This is a genomic window from Devosia sp. LjRoot3 (assembly GCF_964252865.1).
GTDB lineage: Bacteria > Pseudomonadota > Alphaproteobacteria > Rhizobiales > Devosiaceae > Devosia.
This window is the reverse complement of record NZ_CAXUPK020000001.1, coordinates 570215-590263: the sequence shown is the minus strand read 5'-3', so window position 1 is coordinate 590263 and position 20049 is coordinate 570215. Positions and strand designations below refer to the sequence as shown.

At 62.1% G+C, this 20049-nt stretch carries 18 protein-coding genes; 10 read left to right on the top strand and 8 right to left on the bottom strand.

From position 1 onward, the window contains the following. Positions 1-162: 162 nt before the first annotated feature. Positions 163-1005, bottom strand: coding sequence for an NAD(P)H-binding protein (locus ACSQ2A_RS02880; RefSeq protein ID WP_436071005.1), 843 nt, complete (start codon positions 1003-1005; stop codon positions 163-165). A 122-nt stretch (positions 1006-1127) separates the two neighbouring features. On the opposite strand from ACSQ2A_RS02880, the gene ACSQ2A_RS02875 reads away from it, so the two are divergent. Genes ACSQ2A_RS02875 through ACSQ2A_RS02865 form a run of 3 tightly spaced genes read left to right on the top strand, consistent with a single transcriptional unit; the run spans position 1128 to position 3732 of the window. Next, positions 1128-2729, top strand: coding sequence for an ABC transporter substrate-binding protein (locus ACSQ2A_RS02875; RefSeq protein ID WP_436071004.1), 1602 nt, complete (start codon positions 1128-1130; stop codon positions 2727-2729). Continuing rightward, positions 2726-3127 (top strand): nuclear transport factor 2 family protein, encoded by a 402-nt coding sequence (locus ACSQ2A_RS02870; protein WP_436071003.1) that lies wholly within the window; start codon positions 2726-2728, stop codon positions 3125-3127. The genes ACSQ2A_RS02875 and ACSQ2A_RS02870 overlap by 4 nt, the downstream gene beginning before the upstream one ends. Continuing rightward, positions 3124-3732, top strand: a complete 609-nt coding sequence (locus ACSQ2A_RS02865; protein WP_436071002.1) for a flavin reductase family protein — start codon at positions 3124-3126, stop codon at positions 3730-3732. The genes ACSQ2A_RS02870 and ACSQ2A_RS02865 overlap by 4 nt, the downstream gene beginning before the upstream one ends. Here ACSQ2A_RS02865 and ACSQ2A_RS02860 read toward each other — a convergent pair. The 7 genes from ACSQ2A_RS02860 to ACSQ2A_RS02830 form a co-directional block, all read right to left on the bottom strand. Beyond that, a complete protein-coding gene (locus ACSQ2A_RS02860) occupies positions 3729-4961 on the bottom strand; it encodes an acyl-CoA dehydrogenase family protein (protein ID WP_436071001.1) in 1233 nt (410 codons plus the stop codon). The two genes, ACSQ2A_RS02865 and ACSQ2A_RS02860, sit on opposite strands and share 4 nt — an antisense overlap. Beyond that, positions 4958-6004, bottom strand: a complete 1047-nt coding sequence (locus ACSQ2A_RS02855; protein ID WP_436071000.1) for an ABC transporter substrate-binding protein — start codon at positions 6002-6004, stop codon at positions 4958-4960. Before ACSQ2A_RS02855 ends, ACSQ2A_RS02860 begins: the two co-directional genes overlap by 4 nt. 57 nt (positions 6005-6061) lie before the next feature. Further along, a complete protein-coding gene (locus tag ACSQ2A_RS02850; protein WP_436070999.1) occupies positions 6062-7684 on the bottom strand; it encodes an ABC transporter substrate-binding protein in 1623 nt (540 codons plus the stop codon). Between the two features lie 318 nt (positions 7685-8002). Further along, positions 8003-9064 carry an aldo/keto reductase gene (locus ACSQ2A_RS02845; protein WP_436070998.1) on the bottom strand — a complete coding sequence of 354 codons (1062 nt, stop codon included), beginning with the start codon at positions 9062-9064 and terminating at the stop codon, positions 8003-8005. Positions 9065-9132: 68 nt separating this feature from the next. Further along, complete coding sequence (locus ACSQ2A_RS02840; RefSeq protein ID WP_436070997.1) at positions 9133-10833, bottom strand: ABC transporter ATP-binding protein; 1701 nt, start codon at positions 10831-10833, stop codon at positions 9133-9135. Beyond that, entirely contained in the window at positions 10830-11822 is a 993-nt protein-coding gene (locus ACSQ2A_RS02835) for an ABC transporter permease (RefSeq protein ID WP_436070996.1), read from the bottom strand. Before ACSQ2A_RS02835 ends, ACSQ2A_RS02840 begins: the two co-directional genes overlap by 4 nt. Further along, positions 11819-12808 carry an ABC transporter permease gene (locus ACSQ2A_RS02830; protein WP_436070995.1) on the bottom strand — a complete coding sequence of 330 codons (990 nt, stop codon included), beginning with the start codon at positions 12806-12808 and terminating at the stop codon, positions 11819-11821. Before ACSQ2A_RS02830 ends, ACSQ2A_RS02835 begins: the two co-directional genes overlap by 4 nt. A 299-nt stretch (positions 12809-13107) precedes the next feature. Here ACSQ2A_RS02830 and ACSQ2A_RS02825 point away from each other — a divergent pair, with 299 nt between their 5' ends. From ACSQ2A_RS02825 to ACSQ2A_RS02795, 7 genes are read left to right on the top strand one after another with little or no spacing between them, the layout of a single operon-like run. After that, a complete protein-coding gene (locus tag ACSQ2A_RS02825; protein WP_436070994.1) occupies positions 13108-14148 on the top strand; it encodes an ABC transporter substrate-binding protein in 1041 nt (346 codons plus the stop codon). A gap of 15 nt (positions 14149-14163) precedes the next feature. Next, the gene (locus ACSQ2A_RS02820) at positions 14164-15384 is read left to right on the top strand and encodes an acyl-CoA dehydrogenase family protein (protein WP_436070993.1); all 1221 of its coding nucleotides are present in this window, start codon (positions 14164-14166) and stop codon (positions 15382-15384) included. 10 nt (positions 15385-15394) lie between these two features. Continuing rightward, positions 15395-16429: an ABC transporter substrate-binding protein gene (locus ACSQ2A_RS02815; protein ID WP_436070992.1), complete on the top strand. Its 1035-nt coding sequence runs from the start codon at positions 15395-15397 to the stop codon at positions 16427-16429. Beyond that, the gene (locus ACSQ2A_RS02810; protein ID WP_436070991.1) at positions 16426-17673 is read left to right on the top strand and encodes an FAD-dependent oxidoreductase; all 1248 of its coding nucleotides are present in this window, start codon (positions 16426-16428) and stop codon (positions 17671-17673) included. The genes ACSQ2A_RS02815 and ACSQ2A_RS02810 overlap by 4 nt, the downstream gene beginning before the upstream one ends. A gap of 21 nt (positions 17674-17694) precedes the next feature. After that, positions 17695-18345 (top strand): NAD(P)-dependent oxidoreductase, encoded by a 651-nt coding sequence (locus tag ACSQ2A_RS02805; protein WP_436070990.1) that lies wholly within the window; start codon positions 17695-17697, stop codon positions 18343-18345. A gap of 23 nt (positions 18346-18368) precedes the next feature. Beyond that, positions 18369-19676 carry an NtaA/DmoA family FMN-dependent monooxygenase gene (locus tag ACSQ2A_RS02800; RefSeq protein ID WP_436070989.1) on the top strand — a complete coding sequence of 436 codons (1308 nt, stop codon included), beginning with the start codon at positions 18369-18371 and terminating at the stop codon, positions 19674-19676. A gap of 23 nt (positions 19677-19699) precedes the next feature. After that, positions 19700-20041 (top strand): DUF3088 domain-containing protein, encoded by a 342-nt coding sequence (locus ACSQ2A_RS02795; protein ID WP_436070988.1) that lies wholly within the window; start codon positions 19700-19702, stop codon positions 20039-20041. Positions 20042-20049: the final 8 nt, after the last annotated feature.

Sequence of the window (20049 nt, the reverse complement as noted above, 5' to 3'; positions counted from 1 at the left end):
ATGACACTGTGAAAGGATGCAGAACTTTCGCCACCCACCGGCGCGACACCTCCCCCTTGACGGGGGAGGACGGGAGGGGGTGCGGGAGCCACCATGTCTGTGGTCGTGAACACCCCTCCCCAGCCCTCCCGTCAAGGGGAGGGTGTCACATCGAGTGTGTGGCTAAGCCAACTCCTCCGCCAAATACGCCTCCACACTCCGCGGCTTCCGCCCCAGCACGCGCTCGACCGTATCAGTCAGCCCGGCCGCACCACCCTGTGCAATCACCACAAAGAACTGCTTCACCACCTCGGCCTCAAATCCTTCAACACCCGGCGGCAACCCGGCCACCGCCGAAGACACACCCACCGGCTTGCCGATAATCCGCGTCGCCAGTCCCGCAATATCGGGAATAGACAGCGAATCCGGCCCCGTGATCACGAGCGGACCCGTCGCCACCTTCGGCGCCAGAAGCTGGCTGATCGCCACATCGGCAATATCACGCACATCAACATAGCCCACCTTGGCCCCATGCCGCGCCGCAATAGCCTCGCCGCGCTTGATCTGCGCCGCCACCGCTGCGAGCGACACCTGCAGCCAGGCGTTCGGCCGCACCGCCACATATTCGAGCCCCGACTGGGCCAGATGATCCTCGATCTTCTTGTGTGCATCGCCCGAGAACGAGGTGCCGACCGTCCAGTCCGACCCTGAAATCTTCACGATCCGCTTCACACCCGCCGCCTTGGCCGCATCGACCAGCGCAATCTGATCCTCGGCCAGTCGCTCGCTGATCGGGGACAGCAGCAACACCTTGCTCACCCCGTCGAGCGCCGCTGGCAGGGAGGCGGGTACAGAAAAGTCCCCCTCTGATATCTCGACCTTGTCGCCATAAAGCTCCCTGGCCGTTTCCGGCCTCCGCGTCAGGACGCGAATGCGATGCCCTTCAGCGATCAGCTTGGGCGTCAGCACGCGACCGAGTTTGCCGGTTGCACCGGTAATCAGGAACAGTTCGGAGGAATTTGTCATCTTGGCTCGCACCCGGAGAATTTGTTTCGCCTAATGTCTATTAAATCCATCAACATTCTAAAATATGAAAGTGGGTATCAGCCGAAAGGCAAAATATTCCCCTCTGCACCGGAGCGTCAGCCGTGTCTTCTCCCTTTTCACTGCGTCGCCGCACCCTCTTGCTGTCGACGGCCGCCCTTGCTCTTGCGAGCGCCCTGCCGAGCCTCGCCTGGGCCCAGGAGCCGGTGCAAGGCGGCAGCATTTCCATCAATGTCGGCTCCGAACCCACCGCCCTGCTTTCGGCGACAAATACCGGTTCGGCCATCAGCATCGGCCCCAAGATCGTCGAGGGCCTCCTGAGCTACGATCTCGATTTTACCCCCCGCCCGCAGCTCGCCACCGAATGGGCCGTGAGCGAAGACGGTCTCACCTACACGTTCAAACTGCGCGAAGGCGTCAAATGGCATGACGGCGAGGATTTTGACGCCGACGACGTCGTCTTCTCCATCCTGGCGCTGAAGGAAGTGCATCCGCGCGGCCGCGGCACGCTGGCCAATGTCACCGAGGTCAAGGCTCTGGGCAGCCACGAGGTACAAGTTACCCTCTCCGATCCGGCGCCCTATCTCCTCAAGGCGCTTGCCGCCCTCGAATCCCCGATCCTGCCCAAGCATATCTTTGAAGGCACGGATATTCCGGCCAATCCGGCCCTCAATGCCCCGATCGGCACTGGCCCCTTCATCTTCAAGGAATGGGTGCGCGGCAGTCATGTGCTGCTCGAACGCAATCCCAACTATTGGGACCAGGGCAAGCCGCATCTCGACCAGATCGTCATCCGCTTTATCAGCGACCCGGCTGCCGCCGTCGCGGCGCTCGAATCGGGCGAAGTGCAGGTCTCCATCGGCGTCGTGCCGCTGACCGATCTCGAACGTCTCAAGGCCGATAGCCGCTTCGTGTTCGAAACCCGCGGCAATGGCTACATCAACGGCATCCTGCGCGGCCTCTTCAATCTCGACCGCAAGGAATTGCAGGATATCCGCGTTCGCCAGGCCATCGCCCATGTCATCGACAAGCAGTTCATCGTCGATACGGTCTTCCTCGGCAATGCCAAGGCGCTGACCGGTCCGGTCAATCCGGCCGTCGCCGAGTTCTATACGCCCGACGTTGAAACCTATCCGCTCGATATCGCCAAGGCCGAAGCCCTGCTCGATGAAGCCGGCTACAAACGTGGCGCCGATGGCAGTCGCTTCGCGCTCTTCGTCGATCCGATGATCGCCGTGGGTCCGCAGCGCCAGATCGCCGAATATGTGGCCCAGCAGCTCGACAAGATCGGCATCAAGCCCACCATCCGCACTGGCGACTTCGGCTCCTTCGTCAAGCGCGTCTATACCGATCGGGATTTCGATCTCGCCATCGAGCCGATGAGCAATCTCTTCGATCCAACCGTCGGCATTCAGCGCCTCTACTGGAGCAAGAATATCAAGGTTGGGGTGCCCTTCTCCAATGGTGCCAACTATATCAGCGCTGAAACCGACCGCCTGCTCGAAACCGCCGCGCAGGAAAACGATCCGGCCGTGCGCGTAAAACTCTTCGGCGACTTCCAGCGCGAAGTGGTCAAGGACCTCCCGGTCATCGACCTCGTCGCCCCCGATAGCTTTACCGTCTACGACAAGCGCATCCAGAACCTCGTCACCACCATCGACGGCAACTCGGCCAATGGCGCCGACGTCTTCCTGAGCCCGGCATGAGTGCGCAAACCACCGAAGCCGGCATTGCCGCCGTCCTCGAAGGAGAGAGGGCCCGTTTGCGGGCCTTCTGCTCCGGCGATGTGGCAACGCTCGACCGCCTTCTCTCCGACGAGCTGACCTATACCCACAGCAATGGCATGATCGAGGGCAAGGCGCCTTTCCTCGATCGGCTCGCTGCCGGCCGCGTCCGCTTTGCCAATGGCGAAGTCTCCGAGGCCAGCGTTCGCCTTCTCGGCGATACTGCCATCTACAATGGCCGCTTCGGTCTCACCGTCATTTCAGGCGAGCGCGAAGTTCACCTCGATAGCCGCCAGCTCTCGGTCTGGCAGCGCCATGCCGACGGCCAATGGCAACAGATCGCCACAGCCTCCTCCCGCATTCCCCCGGAACCATCATGATCTTCGATTTCGCAGAGATCGGTCCGCGCGACCGACACAAGCTCCTCACCTCGACCATCATCCCGCGTCCCATCGCCTGGGTATCGACGCGCAGCGCCGATGGCGTCAACAATGCCGCGCCCTTCGCCTTCTTCAATGTCTTCGGAGAGGACCCACCGGTTCTCGCGCTCGGCATCCACGATGGCGCCAATGGCCCCTCGGACACCGGCAACAATATCCGCGCCACCGGCGAATTCGTCGTCAACCTCGTGCCCCGCGCCGCCCTCGCCCAGATGGACGTCACCGCCCGCGATTTTGCGCCCGAGGTCGACGAGTTCAGCGAAGCGAACCTCACCAAGCTCGACAGCATCAAGGTCAAGCCGCCGCGCATCGGGGAAAGCCCGGTCGCCTATGAGTGCAAGCTGATCCACACGGTCGAACTGGGACCCAGCCGCTGGATCGCCGTCGGCCAGGTTCTCATTGCCCATATCGCCGATGAAGCCATCCTCGACGCCGACCGCTTCCACATCGCCAGCGACAAACTCGACATCGTCGCCCGCATCGCCGGTGGCCGCTATGCACAACTCACCGAAGCATTCGGGCCTTGGGCCCGGACGTCTTCCTAGAAGACCTTACCTTCCTTCAAGTGGGTGGTCGTGCCATTGAGGATGTAGTCGCCGACAATGCGCGACTTGTGTAGCAGCGGATTGTGGTTGAGCACGGTCCGGATGTTCCGCCAGTGACGGTCGAAATTGTACTTTCGCGAGGTCGCCGAACCGCCACCGAGTTCGAACATGCGCTCGGCCGTGCGCGGTCCTAGCTGACCAATAACCAATTGGGCTTTCGCCGTTACCAGTGTGCTAGCAATAAGGGACGTTTCGATAGCCTCGGCGTCACCCGTTGCGAACGTATCTGCGGTATGCTGCAGCGCCTTCGCGCCCTCGGCAATCAGCGTGTCGATCGCCAGCGAATTAGCCGCGATTTCACCGATAACCTGTTGAACGAAATGATCTTCCCGCGCCGTCGCCGCCGGACTATGCGCCGCCGACCGCGCCTGCTTCCTCACATAGTCGATCCCATCGCTCAAAACGTTCCGCACCGCCCCCGCCGCACTCGCCGCCAGATGCAATTGCCGCAGCGTCGAGCAGTGCCGGCCGACCTGGTTTTCCAGACTCCGACGCGCAAATTCGTGCTCAAAAACCTCAACATTATCAAGCACTACGCCGCCGCTCGCGGTCAACTTCTGTCCCATGCCATCCCAATCGTCGAGGATTTCAATCCCCTCCCGATCGACCGGCAGCAGGACTCCGACCGTCTCGCCGGCCTCATTGATCGCACTGAACGAAGCATAGTCGGCATAGGCCGTTCCGGTCGCGTACCACTTGCGCCCATTGAGCCGCCAAGTGCTTCCAACCTTTGAGATTTTCGTCGTCACCTCACCCGGCCGCGCCGTGCCCTGCTCGGTATGCGCCCCACCAAACAGCTTGCCCTCCAGCACCCGCTCGATGGCCCCCGCATCGCGCTGGTCGGCGCCGCTCAGCACCAGGTTCTCGACATAGTTGAAATGCGACCTAAGTGCATGAGCCACATTGGAATCTGCCGATCCCAAGGCCGCGATCAACTCGATGTAATCGGGCACAGAACCACCCGGCCCGCCCAGTTCCACCGGCACCCGCAGGGCACCCAGCCCAGACTCCCGGAACAGCCGAAACGCCTCGAACGGCAGTTCGCGGTTCAGGTCCCGCTGCGCCGCGCCCTTGGCGATCTCGGCGACCAGAGCCGGGATACGGGCAAGCAATTCTTCACGGCTCGGACCGCGCGAAACGGGCGAGATTTTCTGGGCGGCAGCGGTCATGGTCGCGCCTTGGTCTTCTGAAAATTCTGTGCTGCGGCAAGGTGTTGTGGCGCGACCCAAGCATCGAGCGGGAAGTCCTTGTCGAGGAACTTCCACTCCAACAGGAACTGCTTGTAGGCCTCAAAAGCCCGCAACTCGCCCACCTCCAGCGTCAGACCGAGCGCCGTGAGCAGGTCATCGCCCAGCGCCAGATTGGCAAAATGCTCGCCGACATTGTTCTCCCGGGCAAGGATGGCGATGGCCTCGGCGCGGTTCTCGTTGGCCCAATCGCCTACACTGGCAATTTCGCCCACCAGCAGATCGACAAGGTCCGGCCGAGCATCGATGAAGGCCTGGTCCACCGTGAGGGGGCGCGGCGTGCCGGCGTTGACGCGGATATTGATGTCCGGATGGAAGCCGAATTCGCTGACGACGCTGGCGCCGATAAAGCTAGCCGCCGCAATACCTTCGCTGCCTTTGACGTAGAAAGCATCGATCTCGCCGCGCAGCAGCGCCAGGGATTCATCGGCATAGATGGCAAGGCGTTTTGGCGCAAAACGCCCGAAGGTTTCACCCTGCCCCGCAGCGTCACGACCGACATGCACATCGACCAGTTCGATACCGGCGATATCAAGCCCCTCAGCGGCGCGCGCATTGACGAGGCCGCGAATGGCGAAGGGCGCCAGCACCTGATAGCCGAGCGGCGCGAAGCGCGGCACCGCGTAGCGGCGGCCGGTCAGGTCCTTGGCCGTCTTGATGCCGGTCTTGGGCAAAGTGACAATCGCCTGAAACTCCTGCGTCCAGGTGAGGCCGACGAGACGCGTATTGGCGCCGTTCGAACGCGCCCAGAGGGCCGGTACATTGCCGCCCTGGCGGATCTGGAAATTGAGGTGATGGTCGGAATAGGACCGGCGAATGGCCGGATCGGCGTGGCCGCTGACCGATTGAAAGCCGATCCCCTGCTGGGAGAGCCCGTCGGCAAGCCAGCCCTTATGCAGGGCAACGATGAGCGGCGCGACGGCGGGTGAATGGGCGTACCAGACGCTTTGGGGCACAACGGTCATTGATATTCCTGCACAAAAAGACGCCTGCCGGGGACAATCCTCGGCAGGCTGATGACATTACGAAGCGAGGTAGATGTCCGCGCCGTTGGTCCAAAGGTGCTCGGCACCGAGCTTGAGGTTCTGCACGCGCTTGTCGGAGATGGTGATCGACGCGGGCGTGACAATGTCGAGCGTCGGCAGGTCCTCGACCACGATGCGCTGGAAATCGTTGAACAGTTGCAGGCGCTTGGCGGGATCGATCTCGACGGCTGCGGTTTCGAGCAGACGATCAACTTCCGGGTTTTCGTACTTGGAGCCGTTGGAGAACGGCAGGCCGACCTTGAAGTTCTTGGACCAGTAGAGACGCTGGATACCAACGGTCGGATCGTAAAGATTGCTCATGCCTTCGATGGCGATGTCGAAATCGCGATCGGTGAAGATGCGCTTCACGAAGGTCGCAAAATCCTGCGTACGCAGCTCGACTTGGATGCCGACCTTGGCGAGAGCCTGGACGAAATATTCGCCGGTCTGCTTGGGCGGACCAGAGGGCTGGGTCGGATCGACGAAGAGCTTGAAGCGGAAGCCATCGGCGCCACGCGGATAGCCGGCCTCATCGAGCAGTGCCTCGGCCTTGGCCGGGTCGAAGTCGTATTTCGGCACATCCGGATTGTAGAAGCGCGCGAGATCGGGGCTCACCGGACCGTCGAGACGGGTGGCGTAGCCGAGATAGATGGTGTTGACGATGAAATCCTTGTCGATCGCATGCGCGATAGCGTGGCGGACCTTTACGTCGGCGAGGTAGGGGTTTTCGAGATTGAATTCGGCGCGCGCAATGCTCGGCGAATAGGGCGCCGGGCGGGTGTCGACGACGAGGTTGGGATTTGCCTTCAGGCGTTCGATATCGGTGAGCGGAACGTTGGCGACCGAAACCTGCACTTCGCCCGATTCAATGGCGGCGACGGCCGCGGCCGGGTCGACGATGAAACGGATGATAAGCTGGTCGAGATAGGGCTTGCCTTCGCCCCAGTAGTTTTCGTTCTTCTTGAGAATGACGTGGCTGCCGCGCACCCATTCGACAAAGGTGAAGGGGCCCGTGCCGACCGGTGCGAAATTGTGCGGGTTTTCCGGGATGTTGGTGCCCTCATAGAGATGCTTGGGCACGATCGGCGCTTCGAAGCTGGCGAAAGCAGTCAGCAGGAACGGTGCGGGCTTGGAAAGGATCAGCTCGACTTCGTGCGGGCCAAGCACGTTGACGGCTTCGACCGATGCAAAGGTGGCGCGGCCGCGTGGGTGATTTTCCTTCAGCGCCAGGATGGAGAAGGCGACGTCTTCAGCGGTGAAGTCCGTCCCGTCATGCCATTTCACGCCTTCGCGCAGCTTGAAGGCATAGCGCAGGCCATCCTCGGCGACTTCCCATTCGGTGGCGAGAAGCGGTTGGGGCTGGAAGTTTTCGTCATAGGTCAGCAGACCTTCATTGGTCTTGCCGCTGATATAGTAGGCAGCGCCTGCCGTGTGGGCAATGAGCACAAGCACTGGCGGCTCGGTGCCGATGTTGATCGACACGCTACCGCCTGGCGTCGGGGTCGCGCTCTGGGCGAAAGCGAAGCCCGGCAGCGTCGAGACGAGGGCGAGTGCAGCCGTGGAAAGCAGGAAGGCGCGGCGCGTTGGGGCGAGCACGCCACGTGATTTGGAAGTCGTCATTTTTGGTCCTGACCGTTGCGTACCGCTGCGAGAGCGACGTGGAAACTGGGCCACCTATCGGGGTGGGGCAGGATGACTTTATAATGTCTAGTTATTTTATCGAGATAATGGATTACGAACTGGGGCAGCGGGCGGAAAAACACTCAACGCCGTCAGTCACCCAAACAGAAAAATTTGGCGCGAGTGCCTAGACATGAGCCGCCTCGCGTGTCGACGAGTGGCGAAACGGGACCAACCGCAGAAGAAAATGCCTCTTCTGTCCCGCCACAAACGAAGAGGCCGGCAAGCTGCCGGCCCCTCAAACGCAATCAGAAAAGCTTAGGCGACGCGCTGGGTACGGCTCAGCGGAATGATCTGCGCAGACCCGGCAGCCGAGCGCGGCACGCGGCCTTCAACCGGGTGGCCGGGATCGGTAAAGCCCGGAGTGGAGGGGTGGCCGGTCGCCACGAGGCTATCCACCAATGCTTCATCGTCGGCGTCGATTTTCACATCGAGAGCGCGGATGTAGCCATCCCACTGCTCTTCAGTGCGCGGACCGGCGATGGCCGAGGTGATGAGCTGGTTGTTCAATACCCATGCCAGCGCAAAGTCGGCAGCCGTCGTGCCCTTGGCGGCAGCGTGGGCAGCGACCTTCTTGGCGACCTCGATGGATTCTTCGCGGAATTCCACGTCATGCATGCGCTTGTCGCCGCGGCCGGCACGGCTATCGGCCGGGGCCGCTTCGCCGACATTGTACTTGCCGGTGAGCACGCCGCGAGCGAGCGGGCTGTAGGAGACATTGCCAAGGCCGTTGGCGACGGCAGCCGGGAGCTGCTCGGCTTCAGCGGTACGATTGACGATGTTGTAGAGCGGCTGGCTGGCGATCGGGCGATCGATGCCAAGCTGGTCTGCGAGATGGGCCACTTCGGCAATGCGCCAGCCGCGGAAGTTCGACACGCCGAAATAGCGCAGCTTGCCGGCCTTGATCAGATCGGCAATGGCGCGGACGGGCTCTTCGAGCGAGGCGTCAAACACGGCACGGTGGAAATAGATGATGTCGATATAGTCGGTATCGAGATTGCGCAGCGAATTCTCGACGGTCTCATAGACCCACTTGCGCGAATAGCCGCCCTTGTTGGGCTTGGGATCGCGCGAATTGACGAACTTGGTGGCAACCACCCAGTCATCGCGGTGCTTCTTGATGCCCTTGCCGACCGTCTGCTCAGACTTGCCGTCGTGATAGACGTCGGCGGTATCGATGAAATTGATGCCCTGTTCGCGCGCCTTGTCGATGATGCGGAAGGCAACGTCATCAGGCGTCTGATTGCCGAACATCATGGTGCCCAAGGTGATCGGCGACACTTTCAGCGCGCTGCGACCGAGATAGCGATAGTCGACCATGGAAAACTCCCTGTTCGTGGTGCCGTAAACCGGCACCATGGTCTTTGATATTGAAGGTGGAATTGAGGTCAGGAAGCGAGCGCCCTGCTCCGGGTTTCACCACCGGCCGCCGCGGCGATGAGCGCGCGGGTGTAGTCGGTCTTGGGCTGACACCAGATGGTCTTGTGGTCGCTCTCTTCGATAATGCGGGAATCCTTCATCACGATGACGCGGTCGGAAATGTACTGAACCACCGCCAGATCGTGCGAGATGAAGAGATAGCTGAGCCCCAGATCGCGCTTGAGATCGACCAGAAGATTGAGAATCTGCGCCTGGATCGACACGTCTAGCGCCGAGACCGGCTCGTCGCAGATGACGAGCGAAGGGCGCAGGATCAGCGCCCGGGCGATGCCGATGCGCTGGCGCTGGCCACCCGAGAATTCGTGGGGATAGCGATCCGCCGCCGAGAGCGGCAGGCGCACATGCTCAAAAGTTTCGTCGATGCGACGGCGGCGTTCGGCAGCGTCGCGTACACCGTGGACGATCAGCGGCGCTTCGAGAATGTCGCGGATCGATTTTCGCGGGTTGAGCGAACCAAAGGGGTCCTGGAAAATCATCTGCAGGTCGCGGCGAACTGGCTGGAGCTGGTGAGGGCCGAGGCCGGTGATCTCTTGTCCCTGGAAGCGGATGCTACCGCTCTCTGCGTTGACGAGGCGCATGATCGCCTTGGAAAGGGTAGACTTTCCGCTCCCGGATTCGCCCACGATGCCAAGGGTTTCGCCTTTGGCGAGGGTCAGCGTTGCCTTGTCGAGGGCGCGGTTTTCGCGATTGCGGGTACGGTAGCTGACGGAGAGGCCGTCCACCTGCAGGATCGGCTCGTCGTCATTGGCGACCGGTGGCAGATCGCGCGGGACGGGCTGACGGATCTGGTAATCGTTCTGCCCGTTGGCATCCTTGACCACGCGGATTTCGCAGAGGGTGCGCGAGGTGTAGTGCACGCCGTCTTCGAGCCGGATCGAGGCCTGAGCCAGGCCGCGCGTATAGGGGTGACGGTCTGGCGAGAAGAGTTCGGAAGCTGGCAGCTCTTCGAGCTTGTCGCCGTGATACATGACCACGACGCGGTCGCTCCAGCGCGAGACGACGCCGAGATCATGGGTAATCAGCAGCAGGCCCATGGAGAGCTTGCGGCGGAGTTCGTCGAGAAGTTCGAGAATTTGCGCCTGAATGGTCGCATCGAGTGCCGTTGTCGGTTCGTCGGCAATCAGCAGCTTGGGTTTGCAAGCCACGGCGATCGCGATCATCACGCGCTGACGCTGGCCGCCAGAAAGCTGGTGCGGGAAATCATCGACACGCTTTTCGGCGTCAGGGATTTTCACGAGGTTGAGCAGTTCGATGGCGCGGGCACGCGCTTCCTTCTTGCTCAGCTTTTCGTGGAGCCGCAGCACTTCCACGATCTGGTTTCCGATGGTGGCGACCGGATTGAGGCTGGTCATTGGCTCCTGGAAGATCATGGCGATCTCCCGTCCGCGCACCTTTCGAATGTCGCGGTCGGAGAGTTTCAGTAGGTCGGTGCCTTCGAAGGTGATCCGGCCATTGGGGATCTGCGCATTGCGCGGCAGGAGGCGCATCAGGGCCAGGGCGCTGAGGGATTTGCCGGAACCCGACTCTCCCACCACAGCGACGGTTTCGCCGCGATCTACGGAAAAGCTCAGGTGGCGGACTGGATCGGCAGAACCGAAGCGGACGGTGAGGTTTTCGACCTCGAGAAGACGGCTGGATGCGGGGCTCAAGAGCGTTCCTCCGAAAAGCGCGGGTTGAGCGCGTCGTTGAGACCATCGCCGATCAGGTTGAGGGCGAGCACGGTGAAGACGATGGCGAGACCGGGCAGGAAGGTGAGATACCAGGCGGTGCGGATAAGCTCGCGACCATTGCCGATCATCGAACCCCAGCTGACCACATTAGGATCGCCCAGGCCCATGAAGCTGAGGGCAGATTCCATGAGGATGGCGGTCGCGACCATGACAGAGGCCGTAACGATCAGCGGCGGCAGGGCGTTGGGCAGGATTTCCTTGAAGATGATGCGCGGGTGGCGGAAGCCGAGGCTTCGCGCGGCAACCACATAATCCTTTTCGCGGATGGCGCGGAACTCGGCGCGGGTGAGACGCGCCACCATGGGCCAGCTGACAATGGCGATGGCGACCGACACGGTGGTAGCCGAGGGCTGGGCGATGGCGACGAGCACGACCAGCAGCACGAAGTTCGGCAGCGTTTGGAAGATTTCGATAATGCGCACGAGCACGTCATCGACCCAGCCGCCGAAATAGCCGGCCAGCGAGCCGACGGTGATGCCGACGCCGAGGCCAAGAGCGGTCGCAGTCAGGCCGACAAAGAGTGAAATGCGTGCGCCATGGAAGAGACCGGCCAGCACATTGCGGCCCATGGAGTCGGTGCCGAGCGGGAAGGCAGCGTCCTGACCGGGCCACAGGAATGGCTTGCCCACCATGCCGAGCGGATCACCCGGAAAGGCGAGCGGCGCGACGAGGGCAGCGGCGACCATCAGCGACAAAAACACCAGACCGAAGAGCGCGTTGGGATTGCGCAAGAAGGCAGCCAGTTCGCGGCGACCGGCGGGCACGGATACCGTAGCAGTGCGCGTGGCGCGGGCATCGGGTGCCTTGATATTATGCCACTGAGGCATATCCGGCTTTTCGGCCTGGGTGGCGCTGGCCCGCGCCTGTATGGGCGTAGCGGCGTGCGTGACGGCGGTTTCGGTCGTCATTTCTGCTCTCCGATGCGGGGATCGAGCCAAGCCTGAGCGATATCCACCAGCGCGTTGGCCAGAATGACCAGGATGGACGACAGCAACAGGATGCCCAGAAGAACGGTGTAGTCGCGGCCCATCACTGCCTCGAAGGCGAGCCGCCCGAGGCCGGGCCAGCTATAGACGGTCTCGACCACCACCGCGCCGCCGAGCATGCCGCCGACATGCATGCCGGCCATGGTGGTGATGGGAATGAGCGCGTTGCGCAGCACATGTTTGACGGTGACGACTGCGGGCGAGAGCCCCTTGGCGTAAGCCGTGCGCACAAAGTCCTGGTTCTTGACCTCGAGCATGGCAGCGCGCGTCAGGCGAGCGTAGATCGCGACGTAGAAGAGTGCCAGTGACGTCGCCGGCAGCACCATGTAGCGCGCCTTGTCGACGATGGCGGCAAAGCCAGTATAGGACGAACCGATGGCCCCTGCCCCGCCGCTCGGCAGCCAGCCAAGCGTCACCGAGAACAGCACGATCAGCATCAAGCCGATCCAGAAGCCGGGCACGGAATAAAAGAGCAGCGCGAAGATGGAGAGCAGGCGATCCGGCAGGCGGCCTGAAAAGGCCGCCATCAGCGAACCGAGTGTCAGGCCGATGAGAATAGCGATCGCGAGAGCCATGGCCATCAGCGTCAGGGTGCCCGGCAGGCGCTGCCCGATCAACTCGGTGACCGGCATGCCGTAACGCGGCGAAAAGCCAAGGCTGAACTGAGCCAGATTGCCGAGATAGTTGGCGAGCTGCACCAGCACCGGATTATCGAGACCGAAGCGCTCGCGCAGCGCCTGCATGGTTTCGACGGTCGCTGAACCGGCTTCGCCAGCCATAACGTCAGCTGCGTCGCCGGGGGCGAGCTGCAGCAGGAAGAAGTTGAGAATGATGATGCCGAGAACGGTGGGCACCGCTTGCAGAAGCGTGCGTCGCAACGTCCTCAATATGCGCAGCAGAGCTGACATGAGCGCTTTCTCTTTCACTCGATAAGAGCAACGGGGTCCTTGCGGCATCCGGGAAGAGCGGCGCTCGGCTCCGGGGTTCAGCCTGCGAAATTTATGTTGACTAGTTTTATAGGCTTTGTCAAATCTGCTTTGGCAAATTCATCCTTACTTTGCGCTATTTCAGGAACTAGCTTCTTACAGATCGGCCATTTCTGAACATTCACGCAAATTAATTGCTCTTCACAGAGCAAGACGGAAACAGACAAACGCATTGGGATGCCGGTTTGGAAAAACCTGCTACCGCCAACAGGAGACGAGGCATGACGATCAAGAACACGATTTCCGAGATCTGGTACACGCGCTGCCCCGTGCCCACTCCGGTTGGCCTGGCGGTGCAATTGGGCCTTCTGGAAGAAGCTTTTGCCAAAGAGGGCGTGAAGCTCAACTCGATCATCGACAGCAAGGATCGGGCGATCCGGTCGAGCCATTTCGACCATCACCTCAACTATTCCTTCCGCCACGGCGGCAATGTCCCACCGATCCGCGCACGCTCGGAAGGCAATCCGACGCGCCTTGTCGGCATCACCTGGACCGATGAGTTCCAGGCCATCATCACCCTGCCCGAGAGCGGCATCAAAACCACCAAGGACTTGGTCGGCCGCCGCTTCGGTATTGCTCGTCGCCCGCCGGGGATCGTCGATTTCATGGCAGCGACGACGCTCAAGGGTCTCGTCTCCGCCCTGTCGCTCGAAGGCCTGCGTCATGACCAGGTCGAGATCGTCGACATCGCGCTGACCGATTCCGTGCTCGATGGCCGCGAAGGTCCGCAGCTTTACGGGCTGCGCAACCGTCAGGCCTATGGGGCCGAAATCGCCGCCCTGCTGCGCGGCGAGGTGGACGCCATCTATGTGAAGGGCACCAGCGGTATCGCGGTCGCCAATCTCATCGCCGCCCATACGGTCGTCGAGTTCGGTTTCCACCCCGATCCAAAAATCCGCATCAATTCCGGCTCGCCGCGCGTGCTGACTGTGGACGAGCGCCTTGCCGAGGACCGGCCGGACCTCGTTGCGCGCCTCATCGAAACGCTGCATCGCGCCAGCGACTGGGCCGAGGCCCATCCCGATGATGTCCGCCGTTTCGTCGCCCGCGAAGTCGGCGCTTCCGAAGAGGTGGTCGCCGCCGCCAATGGCCCTGACCTCCACAAGCATCTGGGCCTGGGTCTTGAGCCTGAACTGGTCGATGCAATCGGTCACTACAAGGACTTCCTCTATGAGTGGGGCTTCCTCGAACGCGACTTCGACATCAACGCCTGGGTCGACCGCCGGCCTTGGGACGGCATCGATATCCGTGCCGTCGCCTGAATTCCGAGGACTGACATGACCACCGATTTCACCCCCTATATCGCCAAGGCCGAGCATCTCGGCCGACGCTTTGCCCTCACCGCTGGGCACTATGACGAGACTGGCGAGTTTCCCTTCGCCAATTTCGACGCCCTCTACGAGGCGGGCCTGCTCGGCCTCGTGACGGCAACCGAACATGGCGGACTTGGCGGCGGCCTCAGCGAAGCACTCGCCGTCGTTTCAGCCGTGGCTCAGGGCGAGCCATCCACCGCTCTGGTGCTGGCGATGCACTATAGCCAGCATTATGGCATCCGCGCCTCGGGCAAGTGGCCCGCGCATCTCATCGAGCGCGTCACCAAGGCCAATCGCGAAGGCGTGGCGCTGCTCAATGCCGCACAGGTCGAGCCGCGCGTCGGTTCTCCCTCGCATGGCAGCCTGCCGGAAACGGTTGCGCGCAAGATGGGCAATCAGTGGCGCATCACCGGCCACAAGACCTATGCGACCGGTATTCCGCTCCTCAAATGGGTGTCAGTGCTCGCCGTCACCGACGAGCCGGAACCGCGCCTCGGCTCATTTCTCGTGCCGACCGATGCCGACGGTATTCGGGTCGAAAAGACCTGGAATGCCACGGGCATGCGCGCCACCAATAGCCATGACCTGATCCTCGACGACGTCGCCATCGATGTCGACGATGTGCTCGACATCGCCCCGGCCACCGAAGGCCTAAAGCGCGATGAGCGGCTTGGCGCCTGGTATTTTACCCTGGTCCCATCGATCTATGACGGCGCCGCGCGCGCGGCGCGCGATTGGCTGGTTGATTTCACCAGCACCCGCGCCCCCGCGAGCCTCGGCGCGCCGCTCTCGACCGTGCCACGCATTCAGGATGGCGTCGGCCAGATTGAAGTGCGGCTCGCGACCAATCGGCGCCTGTTGCGCACAATTGCTGAAGATTTCGACGCCGGCCGGCCCTTCGGATCAGACTCGGCGGCGACCAAACATGTGGTCATCGAGAATGCCATTCTGGCGACGACGCTGGCCCTCGATCTTGGCGGCAATCCCGGCATCAGCCGCGATCATCCGCTGGAGCGGCACCATCGCGACGCGATCTCGGGCAAAGCCCATGCGCCGCAGAACAACATGATCCGCACCATTTTGGCCAAGGGCGCCTTCGCCCGCTACGCGGCCCGCAAGGACGAGCCGGTGGAGCCGGTCGCCGTGCGCACCCCGACGCGTCCGCGCCTCGTTGCCAGCGCCTGAGGAAACAGAGATGAGCCAGGAACCCAAATCCGTCTGGTACACGCGCTGCCCTGCCCCGACCCCGCTCTCCATTGCCGCCCAGCTTGGCTGGGTAGACGACGCGTTTGGCGCCCAGAGCGTCAAAGTGGCCTCGATCCGCGACAGCAAGGACCCGGCCGTTCGCCAGAGCCACTTTACGCATGCGCTTGATTGGTCCTTCCGCCAGGGCGGCAATATCCCGCCGATCTGGGCGCGTTCGGGCGGACGGGAAACCCGCATCGTCGGCATTACCACGACCGATGAATTCCAGGCGGTCATCTCCCTCCCCGCAACCGGCATCAAGTCCGCCAAGGACCTGAAGGGTCGCAAGGTTGGCGTGCCGCGGCAGGCCGGTGGGATCGTAGACTTCCAGCGCGCCACGGCGCTCAAGGGTATCGTTTCGGCGCTTTCGCTCGAAGGGCTGACCGCTGGGGATGTCGAGATCGTCTATCTCGATGCGCGCGAACCGGCTCTGCTAGAAATCGGCAATGCGGCCTTCCTCGGCCTCAAGCGCCGCTATCCCTATGGCGAGGAATTGTTGGCTCTCGCTCGCGGCGAAATCGACGCCTTCTTCGTCAAGGGTGCCGAAGGGCTGGTGCTGGCCAATCAGATTGGTGCGACCATTGTTTCCGAATTCGGCTTCCACCCGGATGCCCGCATTCGCATCAACAATGGCACGCCGCGCCCGCTGACGGTCGATGCGAAATTCGCCGATGAGCGGCCCGATCTCGTGGCTGAACTGGTGGCGACAGTCGATCGCGTCGGCGCCTGGGCCGAGGCGCATCCCGAGGATACGGTGCGATTCATCGCCCGGGAAATCGGCGTCGCCGAAGAGGCGATCTGGGCCGCCAATGGCCCGAATGTCCACCGGCACCTGAAACTGACGCTCGAAGACGAGCAGATCGACGCCCTCTCCCATTTCAAGGATTTCCTCCTCGAATGGGGTTTCATTCCCGCCGACTTCGACGTCACTGCCTGGATTGATCCACGCGCACTCGACGCCGCCCGGCGCAGCGAGGCTGCATGACCACTCCCTTTGTCGACATCGCCATTATCGGGGGCGGTCCGGGCGGGCTGGCGCTTGCCCAGGGCCTCAAGAAGAACGGCATCGAGGCGGCCGTGTTCGAGCGCGATACCGTGCGCGCCGACTATGTGCAGGGGTTTCGCCTGCGCCTGCGGCAACGCGGCCTCGATGCGCTGGAGGCCAATCTGCCGGCGCATCTTTTCGAGGCTTTCCTCGCGACGCTTGGCCGCGCGCCGACCGAAAACACCGCGCTCGACGAGAATTTCAACCAAGTGGACAGCAGCGCCTGGGGTCGCGGCGTTGAGGACACCCATGTCGAAAAATCGGTGAGCCGCATCACCCTCCGGCAAATCCTGCTGTCGGGCCTGGAAGGTGTTGTCCAGACCGGCAAGCAGTTCCTACGCTACGAGATTGAGCCAGAAGGCACGGTGCTGTCGCATTTTGCCGACGGGTCGCGGGTGCGTTCCAATATCCTCGTCGGCGCTGACGGTGCGGGCTCGGCCGTGCGGCGGCAATTGCTGCCTGATCTCAAGAGCATAGACACGGGTGTGCGCCGGCTTGCCGGCAAGATGACGCTCGATGCCGCTGCCGCGAATGGCATCGAATCCGTCTTGCTCGACACCAATGCCAATGTCCGCCCCACCGAGGGCCATAACCTGATGACCACCAGTCATCGCGTTGATCCCTCGGCCTTCGACCGCCACGGCGTCATCGGTGCGAATGATCCCACCCATAAAGATATTGCCGGTTTTCACTTCAACAACACGACCAGCTACGTCTGGTGGAACACGGCCTATGAGGTCGGCGAGCTTGCGCCGGACGATGTGCTCGAAACCCTCGGTGGTGCCGAGCTCCTAGAGGTGTTGCTGGCAAAGATCAGCCATTGGGACGAGCGCATTCTCAAGCTCATTCGCCACACCGATCCGTCGACCGTCGCGCTCCTCAAGGTTCGCTCATCGCAGCCGGGCGCAGTCTGGCAAACCGGCCCGGTGACGCTTCTGGGCGATTCCATCCACGCCATGACCTATTTCCGCGCGCTGGGCGGCAATACCGCGCTCTACGACACGGGCCTGCTCGTGCCGCAGCTTGTGGCCGCGCGCCAGCGGGGCAAGCCCATACTCACCGCGCTCAACGACTACGAAAACGCCATGCGCGAGCATGGCTATGAGGCCGTGCGCTCCTCGCTCACCGCCATGCAGAACAATGTCGCCGCCGGCCGCGCCCTCAAGGGCGTTGCCGCCGAGTAGAACCATAGAAAGCCCCATTCCATGTCCATCGTCGTCTTCGGCGCCTCCGGCAATATCGGCGGCAATATTCGCAAGGAAGCCCTGTCGCGCGGTCTTCGCGTCACCGCCGTCACCAACTCTAGCCCGCTCGAGGCGGCGCCGAACCTCACCGCGCTGACGGCTGATCTGGCCGATACCGAGGCCGTGGCGAAAATCGTCTTTGGCCATGATGCAGTGATTTCAGCCTATAGCCCGGGTCTGCGGAAATACTCGGCCGACGAGGCAGTCGAACTCATCCGCCGCGCTCATGAATCGCTCTTCGAGGGCGTCAAGTTGGGCGGGGTAAAGCGGATCATCCTCGTGGGTGGGGTCGGCAGCCTTGAAGCCAGCCCTGGAGTTGATGTGGTCGACAGCGACTTTTACCCCGCTAACCACAAGGCCCATACGCTGCGCAACCGCGAGATCGTGCGCGCCCTCAAGCGTGGCGAATATGATCTCGACTGGACCTATGTCTCGCCGCCGCTCGAGATCAAAGCCGGCGAACGCACCGGGAAGTTCCGTCTCGGCGAGGACCAGCTCCTGCGCGACGCGGAAGGCAATAGCCGCATTTCTGAGGCCGATTTCGCGGTGGCCATTCTCGATGAGCTGGAGCAGGGCCGCTACGTGCGTCGCCGCTTCACGGCGGCCTATTAAGCCGACTTGCTTGGGAATTTGACATGACCACTTACAAGCGCCGGCTCAATCTCAATGTCGGCATCAACACGACCGGATATCTTGGCGCAGGCTGGAAATATCGCACGGGGACGCGCGAGGAGATAACCGATCCCGCCTACTATCTGAGGCTTACTCAGCTTGCCCATCGCGGACTCTTTGACTCTGTCTTCTTTTCGGACCATCCGGCGCTGATGACGGACCCGAACAGCCGGCCGTTCCACACAATCGACCCGCTGATCCTGGTGACGGCGCTGGCGGCGCAGGTGCCTGATATCGGCTTTGTCGCGACCATGTCGTCGACCTATAATTCGCCCTACAATCTGGCGCGGCGGACGCAGTCGACCGATATCATTTCCGCTGGCCGGCTGATCATCAACATCGTCTCCTCGTTCAATCCGGCGGTTGCCGCCAATTTCGGCAGCGAGCCGTTGCCGCCGCGCGATGTGCGCTATGCCAAGGCGCGGGAGTTCCTCGACGTCGCCAAGAAACTCTGGGCGAGCTGGGACCCGCGCCGTGCGGGTGAAGTGCCGCCTGAGCGGTTCTGGGACGCGAGCCAGGCTCAGGCCATCGACCATGTCGGCGACCATTTTTCGGTGAAGGGTCCGCTCAATGTGCCGCGTGGCCCGCAGGGGCATCCGGTGATAGCACAAGCCGGGGCGTCGGAAGGCGGCATCGACCTTGCGGCGCGGCACGGCGAGATCATCTATTGCAACATTCTCTCGCGTCCGGCAGGCCAGGCTTTCCGCAAGAAAGTCTTTGATCGGGCTAAGGAAGTTGGCCGCGACACCTCGGAAATCCGCATCGTTCCGGGTCTTGTCGCCATTGTCGGCGAGACGCGTGAGGAGGCCCTGCGCAAGCATGAACTCTTCAGCGGCGCGGGCTCGGAAGATGGGCTCATCAAGCGCTTCATCAAGGAAAATGGGCTTGATCCCGATACTTTCGATCCGGATGTGGTTCTGGACGGAGAAAGTTTTATTCCTGATCCGAACCGGCTGCAGGCAGTTGGTATGGGGCTCGGGCTTTCTGACCTGTTGACCCATGAGAAACTGACTGCGCGCGAGGCGGTGCGACGATCGGAAGGATATCATCGGCTGGTGCTTGGTACGGCGGAAGAGGTGGCCGATCAAATCATCGACCTTTGGGCCGACGGGACTGTAGATGGCTATACCTACCAGCCGCCGCGGGCGCCGGATGACATCGAGGAATTCGTCGAAAAGGTCGTGCCGATCCTGCAGGATCGTGGCGCCTATCCCACTGAATATGAAGGCAAAACGATCAGGGATCGTTATGGCCTGCCCTACCCTGCATAAGCTGCGTTTCGAAAGCCAAAAACATGACGACCAAGGACAAGATCTTTCTCATCGCTCCGGGTTTTGACGATCCCAAGCGCGACGACGGGCCATTCGTTTGCCCCTATTGCAATCAGGTCGAGGGGCTCTTGGCGAGCTTTCCGGCGCTGGCCGAGAAGGTGGAAGTGACCCGCCTGCCCTTCCCGCGGCCGCGCCAGCCGGTGATCGAGCTGATCGGTGAGGAAAATCAGGGGCTTCCGGTGCTGGTTTTCGGCGAGAACCCGCCAGCGGATGCACGGGAGGCGAACGGAAATTACTTCGTCAACGACACGTCGCGCATCCTGGCGCTGCTCGCCGAGCGCCACGGTTTTCCCAAGCTGCACTAAGGAGATAG